Source organism: Bacteroides congonensis (assembly GCF_900130125.1).
GTDB lineage: Bacteria > Bacteroidota > Bacteroidia > Bacteroidales > Bacteroidaceae > Bacteroides > Bacteroides congonensis.
The window spans coordinates 230,975-249,319 of sequence record NZ_FQXY01000008.1 but is presented as its reverse complement, the minus strand read 5'-3'; the positions used below and the strand labels follow the sequence as shown (position 1 = coordinate 249,319).

General features: G+C 44.7%; 13 protein-coding genes. 6 read left to right on the top strand and 7 right to left on the bottom strand.

Annotation, left to right across the window (positions count from 1 at the left end):
• Window positions 1-4 precede the first annotated feature (4 nt).
• Window positions 5-2,440, bottom strand: coding sequence for a bifunctional aspartate kinase/homoserine dehydrogenase I (gene thrA, locus BQ7997_RS04415; RefSeq protein ID WP_073343928.1), 2,436 nt, complete (start codon window positions 2,438-2,440; stop codon window positions 5-7).
• 398 nt (window positions 2,441-2,838) lie between these two features.
• On the opposite strand from thrA, the gene BQ7997_RS04405 reads away from it, so the two are divergent.
• The 5 genes from BQ7997_RS04405 (at window position 2,839) to BQ7997_RS04385 (ending at window position 10,466) form a co-directional block, all read left to right on the top strand.
• On the top strand, window positions 2,839-3,876 hold the full coding sequence (locus BQ7997_RS04405; protein ID WP_073343925.1) for an asparaginase: 1,038 nt from the start codon (window positions 2,839-2,841) through the stop codon (window positions 3,874-3,876).
• Window positions 3,877-4,227: 351 nt separating this feature from the next.
• Entirely contained in the window at window positions 4,228-5,595 is a 1,368-nt protein-coding gene (radA, locus tag BQ7997_RS04400) for a DNA repair protein RadA (protein WP_073343922.1), read from the top strand.
• A gap of 60 nt (window positions 5,596-5,655) precedes the next feature.
• Complete coding sequence (locus BQ7997_RS04395; RefSeq protein WP_073343919.1) at window positions 5,656-7,308, top strand: NAD(P)/FAD-dependent oxidoreductase; 1,653 nt, start codon at window positions 5,656-5,658, stop codon at window positions 7,306-7,308.
• 17 nt (window positions 7,309-7,325) lie between these two features.
• Complete coding sequence (locus BQ7997_RS04390; RefSeq protein ID WP_073343917.1) at window positions 7,326-7,928, top strand: response regulator transcription factor; 603 nt, start codon at window positions 7,326-7,328, stop codon at window positions 7,926-7,928.
• A 90-nt stretch (window positions 7,929-8,018) separates the two neighbouring features.
• Window positions 8,019-10,466 carry a TonB-dependent receptor gene (locus BQ7997_RS04385; RefSeq protein ID WP_073343914.1) on the top strand — a complete coding sequence of 816 codons (2,448 nt, stop codon included), beginning with the start codon at window positions 8,019-8,021 and terminating at the stop codon, window positions 10,464-10,466.
• Between the two features lie 573 nt (window positions 10,467-11,039).
• On the opposite strand, the gene BQ7997_RS04380 is transcribed toward BQ7997_RS04385, so the two are convergent.
• The 4 genes from BQ7997_RS04380 to metA are packed head-to-tail and all read right to left on the bottom strand — an operon-like array spanning window position 11,040 to window position 15,369.
• Window positions 11,040-11,531, bottom strand: coding sequence for a GNAT family N-acetyltransferase (locus BQ7997_RS04380; RefSeq protein ID WP_073344771.1), 492 nt, complete (start codon window positions 11,529-11,531; stop codon window positions 11,040-11,042).
• 39 nt (window positions 11,532-11,570) lie between these two features.
• On the bottom strand, window positions 11,571-12,629 hold the full coding sequence (locus BQ7997_RS04375; RefSeq protein ID WP_167369126.1) for a zinc ribbon domain-containing protein: 1,059 nt from the start codon (window positions 12,627-12,629) through the stop codon (window positions 11,571-11,573).
• Entirely contained in the window at window positions 12,626-14,455 is a 1,830-nt protein-coding gene (locus tag BQ7997_RS04370; protein ID WP_073343911.1) for a peptidase U32 family protein, read from the bottom strand. The genes BQ7997_RS04375 and BQ7997_RS04370 overlap by 4 nt, the downstream gene beginning before the upstream one ends.
• The gene (gene metA, locus BQ7997_RS04365) at window positions 14,452-15,369 is read right to left on the bottom strand and encodes a homoserine O-acetyltransferase MetA (RefSeq protein WP_022139954.1); all 918 of its coding nucleotides are present in this window, start codon (window positions 15,367-15,369) and stop codon (window positions 14,452-14,454) included. The genes BQ7997_RS04370 and metA overlap by 4 nt, the downstream gene beginning before the upstream one ends.
• Before the next feature lie 180 nt (window positions 15,370-15,549).
• Between metA and BQ7997_RS04360 the strand changes: the two genes are divergently transcribed.
• Window positions 15,550-15,720 carry a DUF362 domain-containing protein gene (locus BQ7997_RS04360; protein ID WP_002559159.1) on the top strand — a complete coding sequence of 57 codons (171 nt, stop codon included), beginning with the start codon at window positions 15,550-15,552 and terminating at the stop codon, window positions 15,718-15,720.
• 133 nt (window positions 15,721-15,853) lie between these two features.
• On the opposite strand, the gene BQ7997_RS04355 is transcribed toward BQ7997_RS04360, so the two are convergent.
• Both BQ7997_RS04355 and BQ7997_RS04350 read right to left on the bottom strand, forming a co-directional pair.
• Window positions 15,854-17,047 carry a pyridoxal phosphate-dependent aminotransferase gene (locus BQ7997_RS04355; protein ID WP_044653813.1) on the bottom strand — a complete coding sequence of 398 codons (1,194 nt, stop codon included), beginning with the start codon at window positions 17,045-17,047 and terminating at the stop codon, window positions 15,854-15,856.
• A gap of 82 nt (window positions 17,048-17,129) precedes the next feature.
• On the bottom strand, window positions 17,130-18,344 hold the full coding sequence (locus BQ7997_RS04350; protein ID WP_022139952.1) for a bifunctional 3,4-dihydroxy-2-butanone-4-phosphate synthase/GTP cyclohydrolase II: 1,215 nt from the start codon (window positions 18,342-18,344) through the stop codon (window positions 17,130-17,132).
• Between the last annotated feature and the right edge of the window lies 1 nt (window position 18,345).

Genomic DNA, 18,345 nt, shown 5'->3' with positions numbered 1-18,345 from the left:
GGCGTTAAACGTTTGCGATGCTCATAATATCGGCAAAAACTCCGGCAGCAGTCACGCCCGCACCGGCACCGTATCCCTGAATCATCATCGGATATTCCTTATAACGTTCCGTAGTCAGCAGGATGATGTTGTTACTGCCTTCCAGACCATAGAACGGATGGTTGGCTCCTACTTCCTGCAAGCCGACAGAAGCTTTTCCATTCTCCAGTTTGGCAACAAAACGCCAGTGTTTATTTTCTTTTTCGAGTACTTGCCGACGGGCTTCAAAGTCAGCGTCCAAGCTCGGAACCCGTTTCCAGAAGTCATCCAAAGAACCTTCGAAGAAATCGTTCGGAACAAAGAGGTTCTTTTCTACGTCTTCCTGTTCGATGTGGTATCCGGCTTCACGTGCCAGGATAACCAGTTTGCGGATTACGTCTTTACCACTAAGGTCGATACGCGGGTCGGGTTCGGAGTAACGCTCTTCCTGCGCCATCTTGATGGTGCGGCTGAAAGGAATATCAGCGCTGATTTTATTAAAGATATAGTTCAATGTACCCGAGAGTACAGCTTCAATCTTCAATATCTTGTCACCACTATGAATCAGGTCGTTGATTGTATTGATAATCGGAAGTCCCGCACCTACGTTTGTTTCGAACAGGTACTTCACGCCACGTTGACGGGCAATCGTTTTCAAGTCGCGGTAGTTCTCGTAAGACGAAGAAGCGGCAATCTTGTTGGCGGCTACTACGGAAATGTTGTGCTCCAGCAAATCTTTGTAAAGCGATGCGATGTCGGGGCTTGCCGTACAGTCTACAAATACGGAGTTGAAGATGTTCATTCCGACTATTTCATCACGGATAGTCTGCAGGTTGCTGTCCTTACCTTTCTCTTTCAGTTCTTCGCGGAAGTTGGCAAGGTCAAAACCTTCACGGCTGAACATCGCCTTAGCTGCATCAATGATACCTACCACATGCAGTTTCAGCCCGTTCTCCATCATCAGTTTTTGCTGTTGGCAACGAATCTGCTCTACCAAGCTGCCACCTACCGTACCGATACCGCAGATAAAGAGGTTCAATACCTGGTATTCGGACAAGAAGAAAGAGTCATGGATGACGTTCAGTGACTTGCGTAAGGATTTGGAATCGACTACAAAAGAGATGTTAGTTTCCGAAGCACCCTGTGCACAAGCGATTACGTTGATACCGTTACGTCCCAACGTACCGAAGAGTTTACCTGCGATACCCGGCGTATGTTTCATATTCTCGCCAACGATAGCCACCGTAGCCAGGTTTCTTTCCGCGAGAATCGGAGAAATCTCTCCCATCTCGATTTCTTTGGCAAATTCTTCGTTCAGCACTTCGCAAGCCAGGTCGGCATCGGCATTACGTACACCGATGGAAGTACTGTTTTCTGATGAAGCCTGGGATACGAGGAATACACTGATTCCGTTCTTTGCCAGTGCCTTGAAGATACGGTAGTTGACACCGATTACACCTACCATACCGAGTCCCTGAACAGTAATCAGGCTCGTATCGTTGATGGAAGAAATACCTTTAATGGCTTTGCAATGCGGATTGGAAACTTCCTGTTTGATGATAGTCCCTACTCCATCCGGATTGAATGTATTCTTTATTATAATAGGTATATTCTTGTGGCATACCGGATAAATAGTCGGCGGATAGACTACTTTCGCACCGAAGTTACAAAGTTCGGTTGCTTCTACGTAAGTCAGTTCGGCAATCGTATAAGCCGTTGAGATGACACGCGGGTCAGCCGTCATGAAGCCGTCCACGTCCGTCCATATTTCCAGGCTGTTGGCATCGAGCGCCGCAGCAATAATGGATGCCGTATAGTCCGAACCACCACGACCGAGGTTAGTCACATCACCTAAGATTTTATCAGAAGAGATGAATCCGGGCACTAACGCCACTTTCGGAACGGATTTGAAAGCCTCTTTCACTAACTTATGGGTCAGTTCCGCATCCAGTGTATGTTTATTATGTTTCTTTTCCGTCTTGATAAAAGTGCGTGAATCAAACCATTGTGCCCCTTCGATCAGTTCGGCAACGATAATGGACGAAAGGCGTTCTCCATAGCTGACGATTGTGTCCGATGTCTTCGGTGAAAGATCTTTAATCAGGTAGATTCCCTGAAAAATGTCTTTCAACTCGTTCAGCAGTTCGCCAATCTGACGTTGCAACGATGTTTGTTTTTCTCCGGCAGGAATCACTTCCTTAATCATTTCCACGTGGCGGTAAACGATTTCGCGGAACTCACCTTCATAGGCCGAATCTCCCGCTGCCGCCATCTTCGATGTGTTTATCAATTTGTCAGTGATGCCCCCCAATGCGGAAACAACTACAATTACCGGCTCTTTAGCCGACTCTACGATTCTCTTTACGCTTAAAATGCTGTTCACGGAACCTACGGACGTTCCGCCGAATTTCATTACTTTCATGAAGATACTTATTTAAATGCAATGTCCTGTGTATAGCTTATTACAGAACGATTGGTTGTTTACGAATAAAATTGAATTTGAATTTTGCCTGTTTATACAGGCGTGAATCACGTAGATACACAAAACTATCCATTAACCCCTAAGGGTCATGGTACACATCGATGTGACTGTATGTGGATAGTACTTCATCATAGTCCTGTTTCTACTCTTGTTTTTGATAAGTGTCGCAAAAGTAATAATAAAAACGTTCAATCTATCACTTTTTCCGGTTTTTTTCTGATAAAAAGAATATTCCGGCTTCTTTCCGTCTTGTAATTCCTCTTCATATTTATGACATTTTGCTATTAATATTCCATTTATATTATTATATTTGCGAAAACGAACGTACAAATCAGCTTATGAACCCGCTAAATACTTCCGTATTGTTAATATACACCGGTGGAACAATTGGAATGATTGAGAACACCGTGACAGGCGCATTGGAGAACTTCAATTTTGAACAGCTCCAAAAGCATGTCCCCGAATTACAGAAATTCAACTTCCCGATTGATACGTATCAGTTCGACCCGCCGATGGATTCTTCGGACATGGAACCGGATATGTGGCGGAAACTAGTTTCCATTATTCACGAGAACTATGACCGTTATCAGGGTTTTGTCATTCTGCACGGCACGGATACGATGGCTTATACTGCTTCCGCACTCAGCTTTATGTTGGAAGGACTGAACAAGCCTGTTATCCTGACCGGTTCCCAACTTCCCATCGGAGTACTTCGCACGGACGGGAAAGAAAATCTGATGACGAGCATCGAGATTGCCATCGCACAGAATAAAGAGGGAAAGGCGCTTGTTCCGGAAGTCTGCATCTTCTTTGAGAATCATTTGATGCGGGGCAACCGGACAACGAAAATCAATGCGGAGAATTTCAATGCGTTCCGGTCGTTCAATTATCCGGTATTGGCGGAAGCGGGGATTCACATTAAATATAATAATGTACAGATTCATGTGAACGGAGAGGAGCGGGAATTGAAGCCGCATTATTTATTGGATACGAATGTAGTGGTATTGAAGTTGTTTCCGGGGATTCAGGAGAATGTGGTAGCTACCATTTTAGATATAAAAGGGTTGAAAGGGGTTATACTCGAAACGTACGGTTCGGGGAACGCACCCCGCAAAGAATGGTTTATCCGCCGGCTTTGCCAGGCCAGTGAACGTGGAATCGTGATTGTCAATGTGACACAATGCAGTGCAGGAATGGTGGAGATGGAGCGTTACGAGACGGGATACCAGTTATTGCAGGCAGGTGTTGTCTCCGGTTACGACAGTACGACCGAGTCGGCTGTCACAAAATTAATGTTCCTGTTGGGGCACGGATATACGCCGGATGAGGTACGCGACCGGATGAACCGGTCGATGGCGGGAGAGATTACTCTGTAAGCCCCCCCTATTTGTTTTATGCATTGAACAGATTTTCCATGAATTTGTTTTGCGCGTTGAACAAATTATGCCTTATATATAATGTATACATTAAGAAAACAAAGGTCATTTTGCTGTTTTATCAGATTTCAATATTCTGTTCCAATACCAAATCCAAATCCTCTTTATATGCAAACTATTCATATTGAACGGTATTTTGTGGATTATCACAACAAAGATAGTTATTATTGTGATTTGCTTTACATAATTGAATTAAAATCGATGAGATTTGTTTTGTGCTTTGGGCTATTTATACTTACTTTTGCTCCGAAAGCAGGTTTATAGTACAATTTTGACTAGAATAAGAGACAAATGGCAAAAGAGAAAACCGTATATGTATGCAGTAACTGCGGACAAGACTCACCGAAATGGGTGGGCAAATGTCCGTCGTGTGGAGAATGGAATACGTATGTAGAAGAAATCGTACGGAAAGAACCGGCCAACCGCCGACCGGTGTCGGGCATTGAGACGCAGAAGCCCAAACCTGTTGTCCTCAGTGAAATAGAAGCGGATGATGAACCACGCATTGATATGCACGATGATGAATTGAACCGTGTGTTGGGTGGCGGACTCGTGCCGGGCTCTCTCGTCCTGATAGGCGGCGAGCCGGGAATCGGCAAATCAACGCTTGTCATGCAGACTGTACTGCATATGCCGGAGAAGAAGATTCTCTATGTATCCGGCGAAGAGAGTGCACGTCAACTGAAACTCCGCGCCGACCGCCTTTCCGGTGTTTCCAGTGATTGCCTTATCGTCTGCGAGACTTCGCTCGAACAAATTTATGTACATATCAAGAATACGAATCCCGATTTGGTTATCATCGACTCTATACAGACTATTTCTACTGAAAATATAGAATCGTCTCCCGGAAGTATCGCGCAAGTCAGGGAGTGTTCCGCATCCATTCTCCGTTTCGCCAAAGAAACACATACGCCGGTATTGCTTATCGGACATATTAATAAGGAAGGAAGCATTGCAGGCCCTAAAGTATTGGAGCATATTGTAGATACTGTCCTTCAGTTTGAAGGTGACCAACACTATATGTACCGCATTCTGCGCAGCATCAAGAACCGTTTCGGTAGTACGGCAGAATTGGGCATTTATGAAATGCGTCAGGACGGATTGCGGCAAGTGAGCAACCCTTCTGAATTATTGCTAAGTCAAGACCACGAGGGAATGAGCGGGGTTGCCATCGCTTCTGCCATTGAGGGGATACGCCCGTTCCTGATTGAGACACAGGCTTTGGTAAGTTCTGCTGTTTATGGAAATCCGCAACGTTCGGCAACCGGTTTCGATTTGAGAAGAATGAATATGCTTCTCGCCGTTCTCGAAAAGCGTGTCGGCTTCAAGCTTGCACAAAAAGACGTATTCCTGAATATTGCGGGGGGACTGAAAGTGAATGACCCGGCAATCGACTTGCCCGTTATCAGTGCTATTCTTTCTTCCAATATGGACGCAGCTATCGAACCGGAAGTCTGCATGGCGGGAGAAATCGGGCTGTCAGGAGAAATCCGTCCCGTGAACAGGATAGAACAGCGTATCGGAGAAGCTGAAAAGTTAGGTTTCAAACGTTTCCTGTTGCCGAAATATAATCTGCAAGGAATAGATACACAGAAATTGAAGATAGAGCTAGTGCCTGTCAGAAAGGTAGAAGAGGCGTTCAGAGCCTTATTCGGATAAGATAGTTATTTATTACATATCAGTTTTATCCATTTTATAATCAAAAGCAACAAAAATCAAATGATACAAGAATACCAACTCCGCGTCCTTCCCGAAATCGCAGCAAACGAACAACGGCTGAAAGAATATCTTTCTGAGGAAAAAGGGATAAATCCACGCAACATCAATGCTACCCGAATTCTGAAACGGAGTATCGATGCACGCCAACGGACTATATTTGTCAATCTGAAGGTACAGGTTTACATCAATGAAATGCCCAAAGACGACGAGTACGAACATACCATATATAATAAGGTGGAAGGAAAGCCACAAGTTATTGTAGTGGGGGCAGGCCCCGGCGGGCTATTTGCCGCCTTACGGCTTATCGAACTTGGTTTACGCCCGGTTATCGTAGAGCGCGGAAAAGACGTGCGCGAACGTAAAAAGGATTTAGCTCAAATCAGCAGGGAGCATACGATAAATCCGGAATCAAATTACAGTTTTGGCGAAGGGGGAGCAGGAGCCTATTCGGACGGAAAGCTCTATACCCGCAGCAAGAAAAGAGGAAATGTAGACAAGATATTCAATGTATTTTGCCAACATGGAGCGTCTACGGCGATATTGGCAGACGCGCATCCGCATATCGGAACAGATAAACTGCCGCGTGTCATTGAGAATATGCGGAATACAATCATCGAATGTGGCGGCGAAGTCCATTTCGAGACTCGGATGGATGCGCTGATTATTGAAAACAACGAAATAAAAGGTATCGAGACGAATACGGGAAAAACATTTCTCGGCCCTGTGATACTGGCTACGGGACATTCAGCGAGAGATGTTTACCGTTGGCTGGCCGCAAACGATGTCACGATTGAAGCAAAGGGAATTGCCGTCGGTGTCCGTTTGGAGCATCCGGCAATGTTGATTGACCAAATACAATATCACAACAAGAACGGAAGAGGAAAATACCTGCCCGCTGCCGAATATAGTTTCGTAACCCAAGCAGAAGGCAGAGGGGTGTACAGTTTCTGTATGTGTCCCGGTGGATTCATTGTTCCTGCCGCCAGCGGCTCGGAGCAAGTCGTAGTAAACGGCATGTCTCCTTCCAACCGTGGCTCACGTTGGAGCAACTCGGGAATGGTGGTAGAAATACAACCGGAAGATTTAATAAGTGGAGAGTGGAGAATGGAGAACGGAGAGTTGGCTGCGCAACAAAATGAGCAGTTATTAGCTCTTAATCCATCTCTGAGCAACTCCCGACTCTCAACTCTCAACTCCCAACTTCTCCCCGTCCTTCACTTTCAGGAAGAATTGGAACGCCAGTGTTGGTTGCAAGGTGGCAGACGGCAGACGGCTCCGGCACAACGTATGTCGGATTTCACCCGTAAGAAATTAAGTTATGACCTGCCCGAATCTTCATATGCACCGGGATTGATTTCTTCCCCGCTTCACTTTTGGATGCCGGAGTTTATCAGCAAAAGGTTATCTCTCGGTTTCCAGCAATTCGGACGCAGCAGTCATGGCTTCCTCACGAATGAGGCAGTGATGATTGGAGTAGAGACACGTACCTCTTCCCCTGTCCGCATCATACGCGACAAAGAGACATTGCAACATGTAACCGTTCGCGGGCTGTTCCCTTGCGGAGAGGGTGCAGGCTATGCCGGTGGAATTGTTTCTGCCGGAGTAGACGGAGAACGATGTGCGGAAGCGGTAGCCAACTATTTGAATCATTAACCCAAACACATAAGCCGATGAAGCCCCAACCCGAAATAGCAATTATTGAATCAAACACCCTTACTTGCCTTGGACTGAAAGGTATTTTAGAAGAAATGATTCCTATGGCAACCATACGTACTTTCCATCATTTCAACGAACTGATGGATGACACCCCGGATATGTACGCCCATTATTTTATTTCCGCACAAATTTATGTAGAGCACAATGCTTTCTTCCTTCCCCGGAAACGGAAAACCATCGTACTGGCAAGCGACAGCCCGCAATTCCAACTATCCGGCGTCCCTGTACTCAATATTCATGAATCTGAAGAAGAATTGGTGAAAAGTATATTGAAACTTCATCAACATGCCCACCACAACGGTTATCCGGTGAAAGATATGCCGCCCATGACTCCGATAGAGCCGCATCAGGAAATTTTATCCGCTCGTGAGATTGAAGTGCTTGTGTTGGTAACCAAAGGATTAATCAACAAAGAAATAGCAGACAAACTAAATATCAGTCTGACCACCGTCATCACCCACCGGAAGAATATCACGGAGAAATTAGGTATCAAATCGGTATCCGGCCTGACTATTTATGCTGTAATGAACGGGTATATTGAAGCAGACCGAATCTGATTCCTTAAAAAATAAATCACAATCCTAATAAATGAGGATTGCCAGTTAACTATATTTGCCGTTTCTTTGCACCAGACAAATTAACCGCGAATGAAGACAAAGAATATGATGCTTGCCCTCACTCTCCTAACGACAGGGACTGCATGGGCTGAAGATTTTCCGAAAGACTCACTAAAAGTAGTGGACATAGAAGAAGTGGTAGTAATCGCCACTCCGAAAGAGAACCGCAAACTGCGTGATTTACCCGTAGCCGCCACCGTTCTATCGCAAGAGAACATGCGTGCCAACCAGGTTAACTCTGTAAAAAACCTGACGGGTATTGTCCCCAACTTATTTATCCCGGATTATGGTTCCAAACTGACAACCTCTATTTATATCCGTGGAATCGGTTCACGTATCAATACTCCGTCCGTCGGACTTTATGTAGACAATATCCCTTATATTGATAAATCCGCATTCGATTTTAATTATTGTGACATCGAACGTATCGACGTACTTCGCGGCCCACAAGGAACATTGTACGGTCGTAACACGATGGGCGGGCTTATCAAAGTGCATACCAAATCGCCTTTCACTTATCAAGGAACCGATATACGAATGGGAGCAGCGACCTACAACAACTACAATGTTTCACTGACTCATTATCACCGTATATCCGACCGTTTCGCTTTCTCCACCGGAGGTTTTTATGAGCATACGGGCGGTTTCTTTGAAAATTCGGCACGAAATAATGAAAAGGTGGATAAAAGCAATGCCGGCGGCGGGCGTTTCCGTGGTATTTATATGCCGACATCGAATCTGAAAATAGATATGGCGCTTAGTTATGAATATAGCGATCAGGGTGGTTATCCTTATTATTATACCGGGATTACCCAAAACGGTATAGCAGAAGCTAAAAGAAAAGGGAAAGAGCTTACTGAAGACCGTGCCGACTACATCGGAAAGATTTCATATAACGAACGTAGCAGTTATCGCCGCGGATTAACGAATGCCGGAGTCAATTTGGAATACCAGGCACGGAACTTCATTCTTAGTGCTGTCACAGGTTATCAAAACCTGAATGACCGTATGTTCCTAGACCAGGATTTTACAGAAAAGGCAATCTATACACTAGAACAGAAACAGAAGTCTAATACTGTTTCTGAAGAGATTGTATTCAAATCAAAAGCGAATAAAAGATGGCAATGGGCAACAGGAGTTTTCGGTTTATACCAAACATTGAATACCAAAGGCCCTGTGACATTTTGGGAAGACGGGGTTAAAAATGTTATTGAAGGAAATGTAAACAACATTTTTGATGGCATGAAGCCTTCGGCTCCCAAATTACATTTGACTGTTAATAACCCTACATTATTGGTAGGTGGAGACTTCAGTACTCCTATTTGGAATGCGGCAGTTTTCCATCAATCGACATTGAATGACCTCTTTGTAAAAGGATTATCCTTTACTATCGGCTTACGTTTGGATTACGAAAAGATGAGCATGAAGTATACTTCTGTGAGCGACCCTACTGATTTCAACTTCAGCATGAAAATGATGGCTCCTCCCCCAATGCCATCTATGTCATTAGAAGCTAAAAATCTGCTCGCAAATGCCGGTTATGACGGAAAAATATCAGACGATTATGTCCAGCTTCTCCCCAAGTTCGCATTACAATACGAATGGGGAAAAGGAAACAATGTATATGCAACCGTATCAAAAGGTTATCGTTCCGGTGGCTACAACGTACAAATGTTCTCTGACCTAATCAGTGGAGATTTAAAAAACTCAATGATAGATGCCATAAAGGAAAGCGATGAGTTCTCCAAATTTGCTGCTATCATTGACCAATATGCAAAGAAAGATGAAGTTCCCGAAGTAAAAGAAGCTACTCGCTATAAACCTGAATATTCATGGAACTATGAAGTAGGAAGCCATCTGACTCTTTGGGAAGGTAAACTTTGGGCTGACCTTTCCGCTTTCTACATGGATATGCATGACCAACAGATTTCCCAGTTCGCAGCAAGTGGATTAGGACGTACGACTCTCAATGCCGGAAAAAGCCGTAGCTACGGTGCGGAAGCCTCTCTCCGTGCCAGTTTGACTAATGAACTAAGCCTGAACGTAAGCTACGGATATACTTATGCTACCTTTACAGACTACGTTGAATATGAAAAGGATAAAGAGGGAAACCTCACTGTAAAAGATGACTATAACGGCAAATATGTCCCCTTCGTTCCCAAACATACCCTGAATATCGGTGGAGAATATGCCATCACTTGTAGTCCGCGCTCCATATTCGACCGTGTAGTATTCCAAGCGAATTATAATGCTGCCGGGCGTATCTACTGGACGGAACGGAATGACGTAAGCCAATCTTTCTACGGGACATTGAACTGGAGAACGAATCTCGAAATCGGAGATGCCATGATTAGTTTTTGGGCACGCAATTTCTTGAATAAAAGCTATGCAGCTTTCTATTTTGAAACCATGAATAAAGGATTCATGCAGAAAGGGCGTCCGGTACAGTTCGGGATAGATCTTCGCTGCCGGTTCTAAAATTTCGTATAGAGTTTAAAATGATATAATTATCTTGCACACCTGCACTCTTTGCATCTATCAAATTGATACATAGAGGTATAAGTGTGTGCAAGATACCGTTGCAGATGTGTGCAAGATAAAAGTATCTTGCACGCTTTGTCTGTTTCAAAAAGTTCCTGATAATTCCCAAAAACTATGCAGTCATTTATAGAATCAAGGCATCAAATGACTTGTTCAAAGTAATGAAACAAAGTGTTTGCTATAGAGAAACACTTTGTTTCAAGTAAGTAAACACTTTGTTCCAAGCCTATGAACACTTTGTTTCAAGTGCTTGAAACAAATGGGAACTACCGTTAACAGGAATGAATAGCCAAGTAATCACAGCAGACAGCGTGCAAGATACTTTTATCTTGCACACATCTGCAACGGTATCTTGCACGCACTTATATTTCTATGTATCAATCGAATAGATGCAAAGAGTGTAGGTGTGCAAGATAATTATATCATTTTAAATCTTGATGAAGCTAAATACTTGGCTCATATCCGTGCAAAAATGGACTAAACTCAGCCAAAAGAATAAGACCGAGTTTATCAAACAAGTATCTTCTGATAAGCAATACGCTCCGTACCATCCTTTACATAGATGATACCGCAACGCTGAAACTCATGCTTCTCCAAGATATGCTGCATGACCTTATTATCCCGATGTGTATCCACCCGGACATTCGGCATCCGTTGAAAACACCAGTCCAGACAAGCTGCCGCCACCCCTTTCCTTATGCCGTTCGTTGCCAACCGGTGCACTACCCCATAAGGTTCGTCATTCAACCATGCTCCCTCATAAATATGCTGATAAGTAGGGTCATCACCCAATATAAAACAAAAAGTACCTGATATCACCCCTTGTTCATCCGCACAGACAAAGCTATGCCCCTCTTCAATCTCCTGACGGATAAATGCTTCGGACGGATAACCGTTGACCCACTGGGTAGTGTTTCCTGTCGTCCGCATAAAATTACGGGCACAGTCATAAATCTCCATTACTAAAGGAAGCTCTTTTAATTCGGTAGACCTGATATTCATCATCTAAAAAGTTATTCGGAAATGAAATAAACAATAGAATTATTCATTGATTGCCCCGCAATGCGGGCACACACCCTTCTCTTTCAATTTCTCCCCACAATGTCCGCAACGATATTTATAGCCACTATTCCGATGCACTTTCTTCGCAAAAACAAGAATGAAAAGAGCGAGGAATAAATAACCTACATATACATGAACCATCAAAATAAAGAAGAAATAGCAGAAAATACAACAGGACATCAACCCCAACAAATAAAAGATTGCCGCCGCCGGAGTCAACTGGCGGAACAAGTCATCAAGCACCGCCAATGCGACAATTAAAAATAACCAGATACTCAGCAAAAAGACTGAAAGAATGAAAGGAACTTTAAAAGGCGACAAGGTAGGATTGAAATAGAAATGTTCCCATGTTTCCGGTGTAAAAACCTGCATGGACTCATAAATCGTTGCACTGAAAGCCATCAACAGACAGAGGAACAACGGATAAACACTGTCAATATCATTGAAATACACCATCTGTAACTGTTTTCGACGGAAAGCACGAAGCAGCCAAACACCGACAAACAACGCGAATATAACCACGAAATAGGAAGCGTGCGTATCACTAAACAAATGGATGGCCTGGGAAATACTATCCGTAGGAACAAAAGACCGCTTCAGTTCCACCTCACGTATCCACCCCTGTTCATCCTGTGTATGTGCCAGTTTCACCCAAATACTATCCACACTATCGGCAGGGTGCACGGCAAATTCGGCTACCACCACGCGGTCACCCCGGTAGAGGTCAATATACGTATCCTTGATAGGCAGGCACTCCAACGAGACGGAATCCGCCGTTAATTCCAGATTCGTATTCCAGGTATAATGCCGTTCATAAAGGTAATTCAGAGAGTCCTTCGTTTTCTGCGACATCTCTTCAGAGGAAAGGTTGGGACGAGTATAATGACAAGACGAGAAGAAAAACAGCAGAACCACCACAAAGGGTACGAAAGAGACAAAGGAAAACAGATTCTCCCACCAACCATTCAAAAAGCCGGTTTCGGGAAAATGCCCTGATACGCTGTGTCCTCCGCGTCCTCTGTGGTGAATTATTCTCATTGCTCCGCTTTTACTTTCATTTGACAATTCTTGCAATCAAATTCCAGACGGAAACGTTTGCCATCATTCGATACCAAATAATAAGGTTCTTTATAAGGTGAGCGCACCCGCTGATGAATGGGACACCATCCCATGCTATAACGCAAACAATGTTTGCAGAACATCAATACCGCATCTTCCACCGCTTCTTTCTCGTAAGCCATAGCAACACGCTGCACCCCATGCTCTTCATAGAAAGAAGCCGCACGGCTGTTCATCACATTTCCCAAGTAGGTCAATGCCGTTTGCGGGAAAGCATGATTCGTCTGTTTCCATACAGCCAATTCCTGACGATAGTTTATCCGGCGGGCAGCTATTAACTTATCTATTGCCTGCCGGCGAAAATCAGCCAATGCCGAAGCGGGCAGAAACCAGTTTTCCGCAAATGAGACTTCTATCTCTTTCGCTTCGAAAGGCGTATTTCCTAATTTTGCAAGCTGCGTTTGCAGGTTCTCCGTCTGCGGTGTACGTGCCAATTCCTTTTCGCGGGAAAGGCTCAGCGTGACGCTGTTATCATCCTCATCGGTCAACGTCAGCGAGAAGCCGAACTCATTATCTGCGAGCAATATATTGACTGCAATCTTCCTTTCGGCCGACTTCCGTGAAAGTACACGTTCAAATTCCTGGTCGAAATTACGATACAGTGTCGTACGGGGTTTGATACGGGGCATCTCCTGTGGATACAGTTTATTGCTATCCACCCGGTTGATACGAAATCCCTGCAAACGTCCCTGCTCGTCGATATAGCAAACGCCGTCTCCATTATTAAAGGATTTCAGTCCGGCAACTGTCAGATAATTGCCACGGGCTTCCTTCATCGTTCCCATTTCCTCTCCCAATGACTTGGGAGTATCGAAAGAGGAGATTTCCTTATCACGCCCATGCAGGAAATAATGAGTAAATCCACGGCTGAAACTCTTATCCAACTGCGGTTTGAACTCATAACGGCAAGTTCCCGAAGACGCTCTTACATATTCCTGCCGACGGGCAAAGATAGCATCCAGCTTCCGGCGATAAGCAGCCGTCACATTCTTTACATAAGACACATCTTTCAGCCGCCCCTCTATCTTGAACGAAGAAGCTCCGGCATCCAGTAACTGCTCCAATTCATCACTCTGATTCATATCTTTCAGAGAAAGCAAATGTTTATCCTTAACAATTACTTTTCCGTCCGAATCAACCAGACTAAAAGGCAAGCGACAGAACTGCGCACATTCTCCCCGGTTCGCACTACGTCCGAAACAAGCCTGACTGACATAGCACTGCCCGCTATAACTGACACAAAGCGCTCCATGTACAAATACTTCCAAAGGCACTTCGGGGCAAGTATCATGTATCTTCTTTATCTCACGCAACGATAATTCCCGCGCCAGCACAACCTGGCGAAAGCCTGTTTCCCAAAGGAATTTCACCTTCTCGGGCGTACGGTTGTCCATCTGCGTACTGGCATGAAGCGGTATCGGCGGAAGATTCAGTTTGGTAATCCCCATGTCCTGTACAATCAGCGCATCCACACCAATCCGGTACAGGGCATGAATCATCTCTTCCGTCTCTTGCAGTTCCTCTTCTTTCAGAATCGTATTGACAGTGACATAGATACGTGCATTATACAAATGGGCATGCTGCACCAATGCCTCGATATCTTCCAAAGAATTCACAGCCGCCGCACGTGCACCGAACTTCGGAGCACCGATATATACGGCATCCGCACCATGATTGATAGCTTCAATACCACATTCCAGATTTTTCGCCGGAGCGAGAAGTTCTATTTTACGCTGCTTTATCATTTAATATCATTAATATTGTAAGGAGTTTCCTGATAAACGAAGTAGTTCAGCCAGTTGGAGAACAACAGGTTGGCATGGGCACGCCAACGTACCAACGGGCCTTTATCAGGGTCATCATCCACGTAATAATTACGGGGAATCTCTATCGGCAAGCCTTTATCGAGGTCACGACGATATTCCGTATCCAATGTCAAAGGAGAATATTCCGAATGACCGGTCACGAAGAACTCACGTCCGCCACGTGCCATCGCCATGTACACCCCCGCCTCTTTCGACTCGGAGAGCAACGTCAACTCCGGAACTTTCAGTATATCTTCCCGCCGCACTTCCGTATGGCGGCTGTGGGGTACATAGAAACAATCATCAAAACCACGGAAAATAGAGTGGTAAGGTTCCAATACCCGATGTTCGAAGATACCGAACATCTTCTTTTCCAGCGGATACTTGGGAATCCCGTAATGATGATACAATCCGGCTTGCGCAGCCCAGCATATATATAAGGTAGAAGTCACATGCGTACGTGCCCAGTCAAAGATTTCCGTAATCTCATCCCAATAAGTCACTTCCTCGAAGTCCATCTGTTCCACAGGGGCTCCGGTGATAATCATACCATCGTACTTCTCGTGACGCATCTGGTCGAAATCCGTATAGAACGTTTTCATATGTTCTATCGGCGTATTCTTGGACGTATGGCTCTTGATCTTCATAAAAGAAATCTCCACCTGAAGCGGAGTATTTGAAAGTAAGCGCACCAAGTCCGTTTCCGTCGTAATCTTCAACGGCATCAGGTTCAGAATCACAATCCGTAGCGGACGAATGTCCTGCTGCGTAGCGCGGGAAGTGTCGATGACGAAAATATTCTCTTCCTTCAATAGCTCTATCGCAGGTAGTTTATCGGGTAAATTTAAAGGCATAATCGCTATATATTAGTAATTTGAGCACAAAAATACGAAAAATATAGCACATAATAGGGACGTTGCTTATTTAGAAGACGTACAAATTAAGTCAATTTAATCATAGAAGCATAACAACCAATCAATAAAAGCCTTATTTTTGCGGAAGAAATTAGTACTAATAATTTAAATCTTAGAAAAATGGCTTACGTAATTAGTGACGATTGTATTGCTTGCGGAACTTGTATCGACGAGTGTCCGGTAGAAGCTATCTCTGAAGGTGATATCTATTCTATCAACCCGGATGTATGTACTGACTGTGGAACTTGCGCAGACGTTTGTCCGTCTGAAGCTATTCACCCGGCTGAATAATACAATCTACAAAAAAGTATAGGCTGCTTTCCACGGAAGGCAGCCTTTTTATTATCTCTTCCCAACAATAAAAAAACAGTGGGCGATTTCTAAGGAAACCGCCCACTGCCTTTTTATTCTATATAAGAACCGCTTATTTCAATTTAGCCAATGCTTCCTTGATACGACGGATAGCTTCCACGATATTCTCATCGCTTGTAGCATAACTCATACGGATACATTCAGGAGCACCGAAAGAAGCACCGCCTACACAAGCTACATGAGCTTCTTCGAGTAGGTACATTGCCAGGTCGTCCGAGTCTGCAATCTTACGGTCACCGTTGCTCTTTCCGAAGAAAGCGTCACATTTCGGGAACAAATAGAAAGCACCTTGCGGAACGTTCACTTCAAATCCCGGAACTTCCTTTGCCAGTTTCACAATCAGGTCACGACGACGTTCGAATGCTTTCTGCATTTCCTTTACCGGTTCCTGTGTACCTACATACGCAGCTTCAGCAGCCTTTTGAGATACGGAGCAAGGGCCTGAAGTGTATTGTCCCTGCAATTTGTTGCAAGCCTTTACAATCCATTCCGGTCCGGCGATGAAACCGATTCTCCATCCGGTCATAGCGTAAGCCTTTGACACACCGTTTACAATCACTGTACGTTCCTTCATTTCGGGGAATTGTGCAATGCTTTGGTGCGCGCCGATATAATTGATATGTTCGTAGATTTCGTCAGCAATCACGATTACCTGCGGATACTTAGCCAGTACGGCAGACAAGCCGGCCAATTCTTCTTTTGTATATACAGAACCTGTCGGATTGGACGGAGAGCAAAGAATCAACGCTTTAGTCTTCGGGGTGATGGCAGCTTCCAACTGTTCGGGAGTAATCTTGAAATCCTGTTCGATACCAGCCGAAACAATCACAGGAGTACCTTCCGCCATTTTCACCATTTCCGGGTAGCTTACCCAGTAAGGAGCCGGAACGATAACTTCGTCACCCGGATTTACCAATACGAGGATTGTATTACAAACAGACTGTTTTGCACCGTTTGCACAAGAAATCTGGGCTGCTGTATATTCCAGACCGTTTTCTTTTTTCAGTTTCTCAACAATAGCGTTGCGCAAAGCCGGATAGCCCGGTACCGGAGAGTAACGGGAGAAGTTATCATCTATGGCTTTTTTTGCAGCTTCTTTGATGTGGTCAGGAGTATTGAAATCCGGTTCTCCTACACTTAAGTTAATAACATCAACGCCTTGTGCCTTAAGCTCGTTGCTCTTCTGCGACATGGCAAGCGTCGCCGACGGCGACAAGCTGTTCAAACGATCTGATAATTGATTCATTTTGTATCTATTTTATTGTTGTTGAGTGAAAATCGTTGCAAAATAAGCGATAATATTTGATATATGAAAACAAATCGGCAATTTACTTATTAAAATGTAAAGTATGTCCCATTCTTTCTTTCTTTGTTAGCAGGTAGCGTTCATTGTACGGATTAGGAACGGTTTCAACAGGTACATTTTCTACTATTTCCAATCCATAGGCTTCAAGACCGACACGTTTCACCGGATTATTTGTCAAAAGTCTCATCTTGTGCACTCCCAGTTCGCGAAGAATCTGTGCACCTACACCATAGTCACGTTCGTCGGCGAGGTGTCCCAGGCAAATGTTAGCGTCAACAGTATCCATTCCGTCTTCCTGAAGTTTATAGGCTTTCATCTTTTCCATCAGACCGATGCCCCGGCCTTCCTGATTCAGGTAAACGACTACGCCTTTTCCTTCTTTTTCAATCATTTCCATGGCTTTATGCAACTGTTCGCCGCAGTCACAACGCTGTGAACCGAGAATGTCTCCGGTAGCGCAAGATGAATGAACACGCACCAAAATCGGTTCGTCCGCACTCCACGTACCTTTAAATATAGCCATGTGCTCCAGTCCGTTCGACTTCTGACGGAAAGGAATCAAGCGGAACATCCCATGTTCGGTAGGCATATTTACCTCTACCCCTTTCTCTACGATTGATTCCTGTTCCAAGCGGTAAGCGATCAGGTCGTGAATAGAAATCAACTTCAAGTCATATTCATCTGCCATTTTGCGAAGTTCGGGAAGACGCGCCATCGTACCGTCGTCGCTCATGATTTCCATCAAAGCGCCAGCCGGGTAGAGTCCTGCCAAACGTGCCATATCAACAGCAGCTTCCGTATGTCCTGCACGGCGAAGCACTCCCTTTTCCTGTGCATACAACGGATTGACGTGTCCCGGACGTCCGAAAGTAGCCGGTGTGGAAGTAGGATCGGCCAATGCCCGAATTGTAGCGGCACGGTCGGAAGCAGATACTCCGGTGGAGCAGCCTTCCAGTTTATCGATAGTAACCGTAAAAGGAGTTCCCAGTACGGAAGTATTATCACTCACCTGATGCGGCAAATCCAGCTCCTTGCAACGGGACACTGTGATAGGTGCGCAAAGCACTCCACGCGCGTGTTTCAACATGAAGTTTACATTCTCGGGAGTTATCTTTTCAGCGGCAATGATCAGGTCACCTTCATTTTCGCGGTCTTCATCATCTACTACTATGACAAACTTACCTTCCTTGAAGTCGGCAATCGCGTCTTCTATTCTATCCATTTTAATCTCTTCCATA